13 protein-coding genes are annotated in these 14,315 nt (G+C 41.6%); all 13 read left to right on the top strand.

The genetic code is table 11. The features are described from left to right. Nucleotides 1-333: 333 nt before the first annotated feature. Complete coding sequence (locus tag FOC45_RS02695; RefSeq protein WP_009733884.1) at nucleotides 334-1,572, top strand: sulfate adenylyltransferase subunit 1; 1,239 nt, start codon at nucleotides 334-336, stop codon at nucleotides 1,570-1,572. Between the two features lie 33 nt (nucleotides 1,573-1,605). After that, nucleotides 1,606-2,850 carry an ornithine--oxo-acid transaminase gene (gene rocD, locus FOC45_RS02690; protein ID WP_009733885.1) on the top strand — a complete coding sequence of 415 codons (1,245 nt, stop codon included), beginning with the start codon at nucleotides 1,606-1,608 and terminating at the stop codon, nucleotides 2,848-2,850. 54 nt (nucleotides 2,851-2,904) lie between these two features. Then, the gene (locus FOC45_RS02685; RefSeq protein ID WP_009733886.1) at nucleotides 2,905-3,711 is read left to right on the top strand and encodes an enoyl-ACP reductase; all 807 of its coding nucleotides are present in this window, start codon (nucleotides 2,905-2,907) and stop codon (nucleotides 3,709-3,711) included. Further along, entirely contained in the window at nucleotides 3,711-3,920 is a 210-nt protein-coding gene (yidD, locus tag FOC45_RS02680; RefSeq protein WP_009733887.1) for a membrane protein insertion efficiency factor YidD, read from the top strand. Before FOC45_RS02685 ends, yidD begins: the two co-directional genes overlap by 1 nt. A gap of 82 nt (nucleotides 3,921-4,002) precedes the next feature. Beyond that, entirely contained in the window at nucleotides 4,003-5,037 is a 1,035-nt protein-coding gene (locus tag FOC45_RS02675; protein WP_009733888.1) for an OmpA family protein, read from the top strand. 41 nt (nucleotides 5,038-5,078) lie between these two features. Beyond that, complete coding sequence (locus tag FOC45_RS02670; protein ID WP_009733889.1) at nucleotides 5,079-7,121, top strand: HD family phosphohydrolase; 2,043 nt, start codon at nucleotides 5,079-5,081, stop codon at nucleotides 7,119-7,121. 21 nt (nucleotides 7,122-7,142) lie between these two features. Further along, on the top strand, nucleotides 7,143-7,835 hold the full coding sequence (locus FOC45_RS02665; RefSeq protein WP_155846588.1) for an SIMPL domain-containing protein: 693 nt from the start codon (nucleotides 7,143-7,145) through the stop codon (nucleotides 7,833-7,835). Between the two features lie 5 nt (nucleotides 7,836-7,840). Beyond that, nucleotides 7,841-7,969 (top strand): FeoB-associated Cys-rich membrane protein, encoded by a 129-nt coding sequence (locus FOC45_RS02660; protein ID WP_009733891.1) that lies wholly within the window; start codon nucleotides 7,841-7,843, stop codon nucleotides 7,967-7,969. 102 nt (nucleotides 7,970-8,071) lie between these two features. After that, the gene (typA, locus tag FOC45_RS02655) at nucleotides 8,072-9,877 is read left to right on the top strand and encodes a translational GTPase TypA (RefSeq protein ID WP_009733892.1); all 1,806 of its coding nucleotides are present in this window, start codon (nucleotides 8,072-8,074) and stop codon (nucleotides 9,875-9,877) included. A gap of 119 nt (nucleotides 9,878-9,996) precedes the next feature. Continuing rightward, nucleotides 9,997-10,266, top strand: a complete 270-nt coding sequence (gene rpsO / locus FOC45_RS02650) for a 30S ribosomal protein S15 (RefSeq protein ID WP_009733893.1) — start codon at nucleotides 9,997-9,999, stop codon at nucleotides 10,264-10,266. A 115-nt stretch (nucleotides 10,267-10,381) separates the two neighbouring features. Beyond that, complete coding sequence (locus FOC45_RS02645; protein ID WP_009733894.1) at nucleotides 10,382-12,625, top strand: polyribonucleotide nucleotidyltransferase; 2,244 nt, start codon at nucleotides 10,382-10,384, stop codon at nucleotides 12,623-12,625. A 147-nt stretch (nucleotides 12,626-12,772) separates the two neighbouring features. After that, nucleotides 12,773-13,204: an HXXEE domain-containing protein gene (locus FOC45_RS02640; RefSeq protein ID WP_009733895.1), complete on the top strand. Its 432-nt coding sequence runs from the start codon at nucleotides 12,773-12,775 to the stop codon at nucleotides 13,202-13,204. Between the two features lie 28 nt (nucleotides 13,205-13,232). Next, nucleotides 13,233-14,258: an endolytic transglycosylase MltG gene (gene mltG, locus FOC45_RS02635; protein WP_009733897.1), complete on the top strand. Its 1,026-nt coding sequence runs from the start codon at nucleotides 13,233-13,235 to the stop codon at nucleotides 14,256-14,258. Nucleotides 14,259-14,315 lie beyond the last annotated feature (57 nt).

Here is a 14,315-nt window from a genome sequence, read left to right as displayed (position 1 = left end):
TACTTTAGATATACTTACCCTTTAGGATCACCGAACAATAAACGAACAATCCCCGAAGTACAAATAACTATTTACCCTGCCAAAACTAGAAAAAATATCCTCATTCCTCCCAGTCTCACCCGTCCCACCTGTTTCACCCGTCCCATAATCGCCGGTGCGGCTCGCACTCCCACCCGTCCCATAATCGCCGGTGCGGCTTGCACTCCCACCTGTCCCACAATCGCCAGTGGGGCTCGCACTCCGACTCTTCCTAAAATTTGCTAATTCCCAAATTATTTGTACCTTTGCAACAAATTTGCTAATCCCCAATATTAGCACATCGACAAATTAAAAATGAATATACTAAGATTTATAACTGCAGGAAACGTAGATGACGGCAAAAGTACCCTCATCGGCAGACTGCTATACGACAGCAAAAGCATATTGGCTGACCAGTTAGAAGCCCTCGAACAACAATCTAAAAATAAAAACGACGATGGTATAGACCTCGCTATCCTAACCGATGGTCTGCGTGCCGAGCGCGAACAAGGCATCACTATAGATGTGGCATATCGCTATTTCGCTACCCCTAAGCGCAAGTTTATCATCGCCGATGCCCCTGGCCATACCCAGTACACCCGCAATATGATAACCGGTGCCTCTAACTCGCAGCTTATCATCATCTTAGTCGATGCCCGCAATGGGGTAACCGAACAAACGCGTCGTCACTCTATTATCGCCTCCCTGCTTAACATACCCGAAGTGGTGGTAGCCGTAAATAAAATGGACTTGGTAGGCTATGCTGAAGATACTTTTGAAAACATCAAACGCGAATACGAAACCGTTGCCAAACGTTTGGGACTCAAAAGCGTGCATTACTTCCCTATTTCGGCTTTCGTAGGCGATAATATAGTGAATACCACTGAGGCAATGCCTTGGTATAAAGGCACTTCGCTTTTAGACTTTTTAGAGACAATAGAAATTAGTCAGAACAGCTACAAAGAGCGGCGTTTTCAGGTGCAATACGTTATACGCCCACAGACCGAAGCCCTACACGACTATCGAGGCTATGCAGGCGAAATCATTTCGGGCACTTACCGCAAAGGCGATGCAATAGTGGTACTACCCGAAGGTATCAGCACTAAGATAAGCAAAATAGAGCGCAATGGCGAGGAGGTAGCCGAAGCTAAAGCTGGCGAGCCTGTAGTGATGCACATTGAAGACGATATCGACATTTCGCGCGGTGACTACTTTGCCAGCGAAGAGGCTGAACCCGCTCAAAGTCAAGAGATAGAAGCGATTGTCTGCTGGATGGACAAGCGCGCCCTAAAAGAGGGCAACAAGTACCTACTACAGCAGCGCAGTCGATTGGTGAAGGTAGTAGTAAAAGAAATTGCCTATAAGATAGATGTCAATACCCTCGACCAAGAAGAAGAGGTGGAAAGCGTAAAACTCAATGAGATAGCCAAAATACGTATAAAAGCAGCAGCCCCTTTAGTATATGATGCTTTTACTGACAATCCGCCAATGGGCAGCGCTATTCTAATAGATGAAACCAGCAACGCTACCGTAGGCGCTGTAATGATAGCATAACCCCCTAAACCTAAAATCTAAATATTAAACAATATGACAAAGAATACATTAACCTCAGAAGAGGCTATGGCTCTAGAAAACCAGTACGGAGCGCATAACTATCACCCCCTGCCAGTAGTGCTTAGCAAAGGGCAAGGCGTATACGTGTGGGATGTGGAAGGAAAACGTTATTTCGACTTCCTTTCCTCTTATTCTGCTGTAAACCAAGGGCACTGCCACCCACGTATCATCAAAGCGCTAACAGAACAAGCGCAAACGCTTACCCTTACCTCTCGCGCTTTTTATAACGACAAATTAGGCGTATATGAAAAGTATGTTACTGAATATTTTGGCTTTGAGAAAGTCCTTCCTATGAATACAGGAGCTGAAGCGGTAGAAACAGCTATCAAAATATGCCGTAAATGGGCTTACGAACAAAAAGGCGTACCCGAAAGTGCTGCTATTATCATCGTATGCGAGCAGAACTTTCACGGGCGCACTACTACAGTAGTCTCTTTTTCGTCTGACAAGAATGCGCGTACTAACTTCGGGCCTTATACACCGGGCTTTGTATCAGTACCATATAACGACTTAGCTGCCTTAGAAAAAGTATTGGCTGAAAATGCAGCTACCGTAGCAGGTTTTTTAGTAGAGCCTATACAAGGCGAAGCGGGAGTATATGTGCCTTCTGAAGGTTACCTAAGTGGTGCTAAAGCCTTATGCGAACGTTATAACGCCCTTTTTATAGCCGATGAGGTACAAACAGGCGTAGCGCGTACTGGCAAGCGTTTGGCAGTAGACCACGAGAATGTTAAGCCCGATATTTTAATACTTGGCAAAGCTATCAGCGGAGGGGTTTATCCTGTAAGTGCAGTACTTGCCGATGACCGCATTATGCACGTAATAAAAGCGGGACAGCACGGCAGTACCTTTGGGGGTAACCCTTTGGCAGCGGCTGTTGCTATAGAAGCGCTACAAGTGGTAAAAGACGAACAATTGGCTGAAAATGCCGCTCGTTTAGGTGAGATTTTCCGCAAAGAGCTCAGCGACTATATCAAAAACTCAAAGGTAGCTACTTTAGTACGCGGCAAAGGACTGCTGAATGCAGTAGTTATCAACGACACTGAAGATAGCGATACCGCGTGGAACATCTGCCTAAGGATGCGCGATAATGGACTATTAGCTAAACCTACCCACGGCAATATCATTAGGTTTGCGCCTCCATTAGTAATGAACGAAACAGAATTAAGAGAGTGTATTAACATCATTATCAATACCCTAAAGGAATTTGAAAATTAGTCGTTAGAGGTTAGAAGCTAACAACTAAAAACTAAAAACTAATATCTAAAAAAAATGTACAATTTATTAAAAGGAAAGAGAGGTATCATATTTGGTGCCTTAGACGAAAATTCAATTGCGTGGAAAACTGCAGAGCGTGTACACGAAGAAGGTGGTAAGTTTGTGCTTACCAATGCCCCTGTAGCTATGCGTATGGGACAAATAAAAAACTTAGCCGAAAAAACAGGCTCTGAAATTATCCCTGCTGATGCTACTAATATGGACGACCTCGAAAACTTGATTACCAAATCAGTAGAAATATTAGGCGGTAAGTTAGACTTCGTATTGCACTCTATCGGTATGTCGGTAAACGTGCGCAAGAATATACCTTACACCGAGTCTAACTACGCAAATACCGAAAAAGGTTGGGATGTATCAGCCCTATCTTTTCACAAGTTGTGCCAAGTACTCTATAAAAACGATGCGATGAATGAGTGGGGCAGTATTGTAGCCCTCACCTATATGGCAGCACAACGCACTTTCCCCGACTATAATGATATGGCTGATAACAAAGCCTACTTAGAATCTATCGCTCGCAGCTTTGGTTACTTCTTTGGTAAAGACAAAAAAGTACGCGTAAACACTATTTCGCAATCGCCTACCCCTACTACTGCCGGACAAGGCGTAAAAGGTTTTGGTGGCTTTATAGCTTACGCTGATGCAATGTCGCCACTAGGCAACGCTACGGCTCTAGATTGTGCTAACTATACCGTGAGTCTATTCTCTGACCTTACCCGCAAAGTAACAATGCAGAACCTCTACCACGATGGTGGTTTCTCAAGCACTGGCGTAAGCAATGAGGTAATAGAGCGCTTCAGTTAATGAAATATCTATTTATTTTTTTAGTACGATTTTATCAAGTGGTGGTTTCTCCTCTGAAACCACCTACTTGTCGTTATACCCCTACCTGTTCGCAATACGCTCTCGAGGCGCTAAAGAAATACGGTGCTTTTAAAGGAAGCTGGTTAGCCCTAAAACGTATCGCCAGATGCCATCCTTGGGGCGGATGTGGGTATGACCCCGTACCGTAATATTTTTTTGTTTTTTTAGTTTGGTTATTCAACTTTATTTTCGTACATTTGTCTCGATAAAAGTCTTAAAATTCGTAATAGTATGAAAACAAAAGTATTCTTCAGCCTATTAATAGGCTCGGTGGCACTAAGTTTTTCGCAAATACGGATAACCCCTGCCCTAATATACCAAACCATTGCCGAGAAAGGCTATCAAACACAAGAGGTAGTAACACGCTTGGCTGATTATTATTACGCCTCAAAGCTATACCCTAGTGCCTTCACTTGGTATGAAAAGCTAACCACTACTACTGGCTACACGCCCTCGCCCATTGATTTGTACCACTACAGTCAATCGCTGCAAAATATGGGTAAAGACAAAGAGGCACAGCGTGTATTAGCCCAATTTCTTCCTGCCTCACAACGTATGTTTGCTGAGTTATTGCCCAATGCACCCAAAATTGCCAATCCTAATAACTACTCTCACAAAGAGCTTATAGGTATGGTAACCGATGCTGTTAATGGCAGTCTTATCAGCGACGCTCAGATTATCCTCACCAATGAGGCTATGCATACCCTACTTACTGATACTACTGATGATAACGGCTTCTTTGTACTGAGCAATAGGAGCAGTGGCGCGGCTTTTGAGTATGGTTACTTACAAGTGATAAAACCCAATTACGAAGTATTTACATTGCCTTTAATATTTGTTACCCCTGGCGAGATGCAGCAGTTCATACAGCTACTCCCCTTAAGTGTTACTGTAAACCAAGGCGATAATTTAGCTTCTGTTTTTGAAATTGACAATATACATTTCGATTACGGACGTATTAACATACGCTACGACGCTTCGGTGCAATTAGCCAAAATAGTAACTTTCTTAGAAGAGCATCCTAATGTACGCCTCGATATAAAGGTACATACTGATAGCCGAGGCGATGACGATTACAATATGTCGCTTTCAAATACCCAAGCCAAAGTGATTGAGCAATGGCTGATAGATAAAGGCATCTCGCGCAACCGGCTTACCGCTAAGGGATACGGAGAAACACAACCCGTAAATGGCTGTGAAAACGGAGTGCCTTGTACTGAAGAACAACACCAAGCAAACAAAAGAGTAGAGTTTATTGTGAAGTAGGTATTTTTTACTACCTTTGCCCTCTCAAAGCCATCAAACCGATGAAACTACATAATATCAAACTCTTTGTAAAACAGTCAGTAGTATTTAAGGGCTTAGCTTTTGCTGTAGCTTTAGTACTGATACTACAGGTTTTCCCCGAAAAGGCGAAGTTCAAATACGAGTTTCGCAAAGGAGAATTATGGCAGCACGAAAACCTTTATGCCCCTTTTGATTTTCCTTTAAAGAAAACCGCTGAACAGATAAAAGCTGAAGAAGCTCAAATTACAGAGCACTCTACGGTGTACTATCGCCAAGATACAACTGCTTTTACATCGGCATTACAGAAGTTTCAACAGAAGAAAAACGACTATTTTGGTCATATACCCGCTGCCCGTAAGGAGGTTTTGCTACAAAAGGCCGAAACTTTCTTAAAAGACAGTTACCACAAAGGGATTATACTAAAAATGCCAGACAATAGCCCTTCAGAGATAGCCGTTATTAGGCATAACAACCAAATAGAGGAACTGCCAACTGCCCAAATACTCTCATTGCAACACCTCAGCGCGAGTGTAAAGGCTTATTTCCACTCATCTCCTTATAACGAATACGCAAAAAACTACTGCGATTTATTTTTCGATGTACTCACTCCTAACCTAACGGTAGACCAGAATTTCACTCAAAAAACGTTAGACCAAAATCTGAAAGAAATCGTTTTTACTAGAGGTTGGGTGAATAAAGGGAAACTCATTATAGCCAAAGGCGAATTAGTAGAGGGCGAAAAGCTAAACACCCTACAATCGCTAAAAGACGAGTACGAAACACAGACTTGGAACCAGAATAACTACAACTGGTCGCTTTTGGGCTATTACGTATTGGTAGCGATTGTATTGGCAGTGATGGCTCTCTATCTAAAGCTCTACGAGAAGAAAATCTATAAGAGCAACCTAAAATTGGTAGTGGTACTACTAAATATGCTCTGTATGATACTATTTGTAGGTATCGTAGTAAAACACCTGCCAGAATACATCTACATAGTGCCTGTAGCGATGATGGTACTCATACTCAAGTCGTTTTTTGATTTGCGTACTGTCTTTTTTGTCTTTATCTGCACTATTCTCATCACAGGTTTCATAGTGCCTAACAGCTTTCAGTTTGTTTTTATACAGATAATAGCTGCTATGACTATTATTCTGACGCCTAAGAATGTACATTACCGGTTGAGTAGTTTTATTTCAGCAGCCCTCATCACAGGTGCCTACCTAATTATCTACATAGCCTTTCATACTATTACCGAGGGCACCCTCAAAGGCTTAGACCTTTCGCTGCTCACCCTATTCATTCTCAATGGTATAGGTATTCTCTTTTCACAGCCTTTCACCTATATATACGAGCGCACTTTTGGGTTAGTATCCGATGTTTCGCTGTTAGAGTTGTCCGACACCAATTCGCCATTATTAAGGCAACTTTCTGAAAAAGCGCCAGGTACCTTTCAGCACTCTATGCAGGTAGCCAATTTAGCCGAAGCTGCTGCTGCCGAAATAGGAGCTAATACACTATTAGTACGCGTAGGAGCTTTATATCACGATATTGGAAAGATGCAAAACCCCTTGTACTTTATTGAAAACCAAAAGACAAGCCTAAACCCACACGACCAGCTAACCCCTTTACAAAGTGCTAAGGTAATCATCAAGCACGTAGCTGACGGGATAGAACTTGCTCGCAAACACAAATTGCCTGAGCGCCTTATCGACTTTATACGCACCCATCACGGGCGTAGCCTGACTTATTATTTTTACCGCAAAGAGTTAGACACTAACCCCAATGCAAAAGAGGAAGATTTTAGATACCCAGGCCCCATTCCTTTCTCTAAAGAAACGGCTATCCTTATGATGGCAGACTCAGTAGAAGCAGCTACCAAAAGTCTTAAAAACCCTACCTACGAAGCCTTAGGAGAGTTTGTAGACCGCATCATCAAAAAACAGTTAGACGATAATCAGTTTGCTAATTCAGATATTTCATTCAAAGAAATAGAAGCCATTAAGAAGGTATTTAAGAGCAAACTAACCAATATTTACCACGTGAGAATCGCGTATCCTGAATAATTACTAAATAAATTGAGAAATATGAAGCGTTACATTTTATTATTTTCATTCGTATCCTATATGGGTATGACACAGATGGCGGCACAAGAGGTTGTACAGTCTGTAGTTCCTACTGTGAATGTAGTAGGCGAAGCAAGTATCGAGGCTACTCCTACCCTTGTAAATATATCAGTAAGTATAGAAGGCGAAGGGAAAGATGCAAAACTACTGCGCCAAGAAAATGGAGAGAAGTTAGCCAAAGTAATTCAGGCTATCAACAAAGAAGAAGTGCCAATAAAGAATTTTCAGACCGACTACGTATCGTTGTACAAGAATTACGATTACAACACCAAAACCTACCAATACCACATTTCGCAAACTGTCAAAATAAAATTGGACAACTTGGCAAAATACGAAACCCTAATGGACGCTCTCTTCGAAGCAGGTGTTAACCAGATAAATAGTGTAACTTTCGGCATAGAAGACAGTGTAAGAGCTAAACTACAACAAGAGGCACGCATTGCAGCTATTGATGATGCTCGCAAAAAAGCACTGCTTTACGCTACCAGCTTAGACCAAAATATCGGTAAAGCCCTAACTATCAGAGAGACGAGCTTAAGAGACACTCCTGCTAGTGTTATGATAAGAGGGGCTGCCCCTAGCAATACTACTTTAGCTCTTGGCAGTATCTCAGTCAATAGTCAGATAATAGTTACTTTTGAACTTACTAAATAATACTTATGGAAATACAAGAAATCATAGCCTATGTATTAGTAGCTGCGGCAGTAATTTTCTTAGTAAAAAAGTTTTTTTTCACTAAAAAGAAAAACAGCTGTAGCGGAGGAGCAGGCTGTAAATGCGGACACTAAACCATTAGCAAATGAGAAAATTTGTAAATTAGCAAATTTGGTCATTTGCTAATTATTTTATAATTTTGCACCCTCAATTTTTTAAAAACACTATTTGCACCTATGACCGCTATTAGAAATATAGCAATTATTGCTCACGTTGACCACGGAAAAACTACCCTTGTTGATAAAATCTTGCACCACTGTGCTTTGTTCCGTGACAATCAGGATGCGGGAGAACTTATCTTAGACAACAACGACTTGGAACGCGAACGCGGTATCACCATCTTATCTAAGAATGTTTCGGTAATTTATAAAGATATCAAAATCAATATTATTGATACCCCTGGCCACGCCGATTTTGGTGGAGAAGTAGAGCGAGTGCTGAATATGGCTGACGGAGTACTACTATTAGTTGATGCTTTCGAGGGGCCTATGCCACAAACGCGCTTTGTACTACAAAAGGCTATAGAGATGAAACTCAAACCTATAGTAGTTATCAATAAAGTAGATAAAGAAAACTGTACCCCCGATGAAGTACACGAGGCTGTTTTCGACCTTATGTTCGAACTCGGGGCTGAAGACTGGCAATTAGACTTCCCTACGGTATACGGTTCAGCTAAACAAAACTGGATGTCAGAAGACTGGCACAAAAAAACCGACAGCATCGAGCCTCTATTAGATATGGTTGTAAAACATATCCCTGCTCCTAAAGTAGAAGAAGGTAGCCTACAGATGCTCATCACTTCATTAGACTATTCTACTTTTACTGGACGTATCGCTATCGGCCGACTACACCGCGGCACCCTCAAAGCCGGTATGAACATCTCATTAGTAAAACGCGATGGTTCTATCGTAAAATCAAAAATAAAAGAACTACACACTTTTGACGGTTTAGGTCGCAAAAAAGTAGAAGAGGTACAAGCAGGCGATATTTGCGCTATTGCAGGTTTAGAAGGTTTTGAAATAGGCGATACCATAGCCGACTACGAAAACCCCGAAGCCCTACCTACTATTGCTATTGACGAGCCTACGATGAGTATGCTCTTCACTATCAACGACTCTCCTTTCTTTGGCAAAGACGGCAAGTTTGTAACTTCACGCCACATCAAAGAACGTTTAGAACGCGAATTAGAGAAGAACTTAGCCCTACGTGTAGAGGCTACTGATAGTGCAGACAAATTTGTAGTATACGGACGTGGAGTGCTACACCTCTCAGTACTTATAGAGACAATGCGCCGCGAGGGGTACGAACTACAAATCGGGCAGCCACAAGTTATCATCAAAGAGATAGACGGAGTAAAATGTGAACCTGTAGAAGAACTGACTATAGACCTACCCGAAAATGTAAGCGGTAGAGCGGTAGACTTGGTAACACTTCGCAAAGGCGAGATGCTAAGTATGGAGCCTAAAGGAGAACGAATGATTATCAAATTCTTGATTCCTTCGCGTGGCATCATCGGTTTGCGCAACCAACTGCTTACGGCTACTGCTGGCGAGGCTATCATTCACCACCGTTTCTTAGAGTTTCAACCTTTCAAAGGCGAAATAGCAGGACGCATCAACGGCTCGCTTATTTCTATGGAACAAGGTACCGCTATCCCCTACTCTTTAGACAAGCTACAAGACCGCGGTAAGTTCTTTATCTTCCCAGGTGAAGATATTTATACAGGGCAGGTAATAGGCGAAAACTCGCGCAGTGGCGACATCGTAGTAAATGTAACTAAGACTAAAAAACTGACTAACGTACGTGCGGCAGGGTCTGACGAAAAAGTAAAACTGGCACCTCCTATCAAATTCTCACTTGAGGAGGCGTTAGAGTACATACAAAAAGACGAATACGTAGAGGTTACCCCTAAAAATATGCGCTTGCGCAAAATCTACTTAGATGAAAACGAACGCAAACGTCACGAGCGAGAGTTTAGTTAGTAGTTAGTGCAATGGGCGGCAAAATAATATTTCATCTAAAATTTGCATATCTAAAAAAAAGGTAATACTTTTGCACCCACAAAATATTTGTACATAATAATCATTAAATTAATATTGGAATGTATTTAACTAAAGAAGTAAAAGCGGAAATTTTCAAAAAGTACGCAGGTTCAGAAACCAACACAGGTTCAGCAGAAGGGCAAATCGCACTTTTCACCCTTAGAATCAATCACCTTACAGAGCACTTAAAAGTGAATCGCAAGGACTTTAACACTGAGCGTTCGTTAGTAAAGCTCGTAGGTAAGCGTAGAAGTTTGCTAGACTATTTGAAGAATACCGATATTGAAAGATATCGTGCAATTATCAAAGAGCTTAACATTAGAAAATAAAAAGAGAGGAGGCTTAGTGCCTCCTTTTGCTTAATGTTTTCATTGGTAGCCTTTTTAAACCACACAACACAACTATTCAATTAACAATTTTCACTTATCAATTAACAAGTATTGAATGATACCAGAAGTAAAAAAAGAAATTATCGATTTAGGTGATGGTCGTACCATTACTATCGAAACTGGCAAGTTAGCTAAACAAGCTGACGGTGCTGTGGTGGTGCAAATGGGCAATGCTATGCTATTGGCAACAGTAGTATCAGCAAGAGATATAAACCCTGAAACCGATTTTCTACCCCTAACGGTAGACTATCGCGAGAAGTTTGCGGCAGCAGGTCGTTTCCCTGGGGGCTTTTTCAAACGTGAAGCTCGCCCTAGCGACCAAGAAATCTTAACAATGCGCTTGGTAGACCGCGTATTGCGTCCGCTTTTCCCTAAAGATTATCACGCTGAAACACAGGTGATGATACAACTTATCTCGCACGATGAAAACGTAATGCCCGATGCGTTAGCAGGTCTTGCTGCCTCAGCGTGTTTGGCAGTATCAGATATACCATTCGACGGACCTATCTCTGAAGTACGTGTAGGACGTGTGAATGGCAAATTTATAGTAAACCCTAGTCGCGAGCAGTTAGAAGCATCAGACATCGACATTATGGTGGGAGCTTCAAAAGACTTTGTAGCGATGGTAGAAGGTGAAATGGACGAAGTGAGCGAAAAAGATATGGCAGAAGCTATCAAATTTGCTCACGAAGCTATCAAACCACATATCGAAGCACAATTGCGTTTGGCTGAAAAAGTAGGTAAGACTGAAAAACGCACCTATGAGCCTGAAGTAGAAAATGAAGAAGTAAAAGCAAAAGTATACCCATTGGCTTATGAAAAATGCTATGCTATTGCTAAAGAAAACACTACTAAGCAAGAACGCGGAGAAAAGTTCAATGCGGTGAAAGAAGAGTGCTTAGCACTTTTTACCGAAGAGGAATTGGAAGAGCTAACTCCTCTTATTACTCGTTATTTCGGAGATGCCGAAAAAGAAGCTGTTCGTAACCTTATCTTAGAGGAAAATATTCGTTTAGACGGACGTAATACTACCCAAATACGCCCTATCTGGTGCGAAGTAGGTTATTTGCCTTCAGCTCACGGTTCATCTATCTTTACACGTGGCGAAACCCAATCGCTTACTACTGTTACCTTAGGTACTTCACGCGAAGCAAATGTTATTGACCTACCTTCAGAACAAGGCGAAGAGCGCTTCTACCTACATTACAATTTCCCTCCATTCTCAACCGGTGAGGCTCGCCCTTTGCGTGGTACTTCACGCCGCGAGATAGGACACGGAAACTTAGCACAACGCGCCCTTAAACGTATGATACCAGAAGATTGTCCTTATACCGTTCGCGTAGTGTCTGAGATTTTAGAATCTAATGGTTCATCATCAATGGCTACTGTGTGTGCAGGTACTTTGGCACTAATGGATGCAGGGGTACAAATGGTAAAACCGGTATCGGGTATTGCTATGGGGCTTATCAGCGACGGCGATCGTTATGCGGTACTTTCAGACATCTTGGGCGATGAAGACCACTTAGGCGATATGGACTTCAAAGTAACTGGTACTGCTGATGGTATCACCGCTTGCCAAATGGATATCAAGATAAAAGGACTTTCATATGAAATCCTCGAAAAAGCCCTCAACCAAGCACGTGAGGGACGTATGCACATTTTGGGCAAAATAACTGACACTATAGCACAACCTAATCCTACTGTGAAACCTCACGCTCCTAAGATTGTGAAGATGGATATGCCTAAAGAATATATCGGGGCATTTATCGGAACAGGAGGTAAGAACATTCAAGACCTACAAGCTCGTACTAAAACTACCATTGTGGTGGAAGAAGTAGGCGAACTAGGTATCGTAGAAATCTTAGGTACTGACGAAGCTGGTATACAAGAAGCTATAGAAGCTGTAAATGCAGTGAAATTTGAACCTGTAGAAGGTGAAACTTACACTGTGAAAGTAGTACGTTTAGTAGAGTTTGGGGCTTTCGTAGAGTTTGTACCTGGTAAAGACTCTTTGCTACACATCTCAGAAGTATCTTGGGACAGAGTAGATAAAATAGAAGACGCTCTTAAAGAAGGTGATATCATAGAAGTAAAATACCTCGGTATTGACCCTAAAACTAAGAAGACGAGAGTATCGCGCAAAGCCTTATTACCACGTCCTCCACGTGAAGAGCGCCCTGACCGCCCAGCGAGAGAAGACCGCCCTAAGTCTGACAAGCCTTATAACGGAAAACCTCGCGGCGACCGCAATGACCGTCCTAAAGGACACAACAATAACCAAAAACCACGTCAGGAATAGGCGTATGTTATAAGAATTTTTGTATTCATAATATTTTATAAAACCGAAGATTTTATATTTTTATAGTATAAAGTTTTCGGTTTTTGTTTTTTTAGTATCTTTGCGGTCAAATAAAGTCTTTCTAAAAAAGAACTCCCATTAAAAAATATGAAGACCAATAAATACATACACTTGTGGCTCCCCATAATAGGGCTACACGCATTGCATCAAGCGGAAGAAAGTATTTCTTTCTGGCAGTGGTATATTAACTTTGTAGATAAGATACCCCAATGGTTGCAACTCCCCAGAATTGCTGAGAATGCTCATTTAGCTAATGAGCACCCCGAATATTTTATATGGGCTTCTATAGGGCAAATTGCTTTGGTAGGAGTCATTGCTTTTTTGTGTAGAAAGAGTGAAAAAGCTACAAGAATAGCACTTAGTCTATATCTTGCAGGATTGAGTTTCTTTTTGGTATGGCATATTTTGATAAGCTATTTCACTCATTCCTACTCCCCCGTAATGGTAACCTGCCTAATAGGTATTTACTTAATACCCAAATGGAGTGCTAATGTTTTCGGGGTCATCAATATAAAATAGGACATATAAACAGACAAATATATAGACAATGAAAAAATGGATAATATTGGCAGTAATAGCCCTTATCAGTATAGCAGGATTTTTTATTTATCGCGCTGTATTTGCGAGTAATACCGCTTTTAATGAAAAGGAAGTTGTAATATACATACCTACAGGAGCTGACTTTGGTGATGTATTGCACAAACTACGTCCGTTGCTAAAAAGTAGCCTCGCTTTTGAGCAAGTAGCTAAGCAACGCGGCTATACAACACACGTAAAAGCAGGAAAATACATCATCAAGAAAGGGGCAAGTAACCTTGAAATCATACGTACTCTTCGCAATAGAAATACCCCCGTAAAACTAAAGTTTAATAATCAGGAGCGATTGGAAGACCTTGCCACTCGTATAGCCGAGCAGATAGAGCCTGATAGCACTACCCTAATACGCGCTTTTTTAGACCCTACTTTTCTGAAAGAAAACGGGTTTACTGAGGCTACTGCCCTTGCTATGTACTTGCCCAATACTTATGAATTTTATTGGAATACTACTGCTGAGGAGTTCCGCGACCGTATGCTGAAAGAATATCACCGCTATTGGACTAAAGAACGCCAAGCACAAGCTGAAGTACAAGGTCTTAGTCCTATAGAGGTGAGTATTTTGGCTTCGATAGTACAAAAAGAAAGTGCTAAAGTAGACGAACGCCCTCGTATAGCTGGTGTTTATCTAAATCGTCTACATATCAATATGCTATTGCAGGCTGACCCTACCGCTATCTTCGCGATGAAAAACCATACAGGCAACTACAATATGGTAATAAAACGAGTAACTGAAGCGCACACCCGTCTGGAAAATCCTTATAATACTTATCAAAACTACGGTTTACCTATAGGACTTATCGCAATGCCTGACCTATCGTCTATAGAGGCTGTGCTAAAACCTGAACAACACGATTATTACTTTTTTGTGGCAGACCCTCAGAATTACGGTTACCACAAGTTTTCGCGCACTTTTTTACAACATACTGAAAGTGCTAAAAAATACTGGAATTGGGCTAATGAACAGGGTGTAAAATAGTGATAAATAATAACTAAAAAAAGTCCGGAAAGTTTGATACAAACTTTCCGGACTTTT

The organism is Capnocytophaga sp. FDAARGOS_737, assembly GCF_009730375.1.
Classification (GTDB): domain Bacteria; phylum Bacteroidota; class Bacteroidia; order Flavobacteriales; family Flavobacteriaceae; genus Capnocytophaga; species Capnocytophaga leadbetteri.
The sequence above is the reverse complement of the archived record's forward strand: the minus strand, read 5'-3'. Positions and strand labels throughout refer to the sequence as shown.

Excerpts from the sequence above, each read along its gene's own strand:
- mltG (WP_009733897.1), top strand. The coding sequence starts at position 13,233 with ATGAAAAAATGGATAATATTGGCAGTAATAGCCCTTATCAGTATAGCA.
- rocD (WP_009733885.1), top strand. The coding sequence starts at position 1,606 with ATGACAAAGAATACATTAACCTCAGAAGAGGCTATGGCTCTAGAAAAC.
- FOC45_RS02640 (WP_009733895.1), top strand. The coding sequence starts at position 12,773 with ATGAAGACCAATAAATACATACACTTGTGGCTCCCCATAATAGGGCTA.
- FOC45_RS02685 (WP_009733886.1), top strand. The coding sequence starts at position 2,905 with ATGTACAATTTATTAAAAGGAAAGAGAGGTATCATATTTGGTGCCTTA.
- FOC45_RS02695 (WP_009733884.1), top strand. The coding sequence starts at position 334 with ATGAATATACTAAGATTTATAACTGCAGGAAACGTAGATGACGGCAAA.
- FOC45_RS02645 (WP_009733894.1), top strand. The coding sequence starts at position 10,382 with ATGATACCAGAAGTAAAAAAAGAAATTATCGATTTAGGTGATGGTCGT.
- rpsO (WP_009733893.1), top strand. The coding sequence starts at position 9,997 with ATGTATTTAACTAAAGAAGTAAAAGCGGAAATTTTCAAAAAGTACGCA.
- FOC45_RS02665 (WP_155846588.1), top strand. The coding sequence starts at position 7,143 with ATGAAGCGTTACATTTTATTATTTTCATTCGTATCCTATATGGGTATG.
- FOC45_RS02660 (WP_009733891.1), top strand. The coding sequence starts at position 7,841 with ATGGAAATACAAGAAATCATAGCCTATGTATTAGTAGCTGCGGCAGTA.
- FOC45_RS02670 (WP_009733889.1), top strand. The coding sequence starts at position 5,079 with ATGAAACTACATAATATCAAACTCTTTGTAAAACAGTCAGTAGTATTT.
- FOC45_RS02675 (WP_009733888.1), top strand. The coding sequence starts at position 4,003 with ATGAAAACAAAAGTATTCTTCAGCCTATTAATAGGCTCGGTGGCACTA.
- yidD (WP_009733887.1), top strand. The coding sequence starts at position 3,711 with ATGAAATATCTATTTATTTTTTTAGTACGATTTTATCAAGTGGTGGTT.
- typA (WP_009733892.1), top strand. The coding sequence starts at position 8,072 with ATGACCGCTATTAGAAATATAGCAATTATTGCTCACGTTGACCACGGA.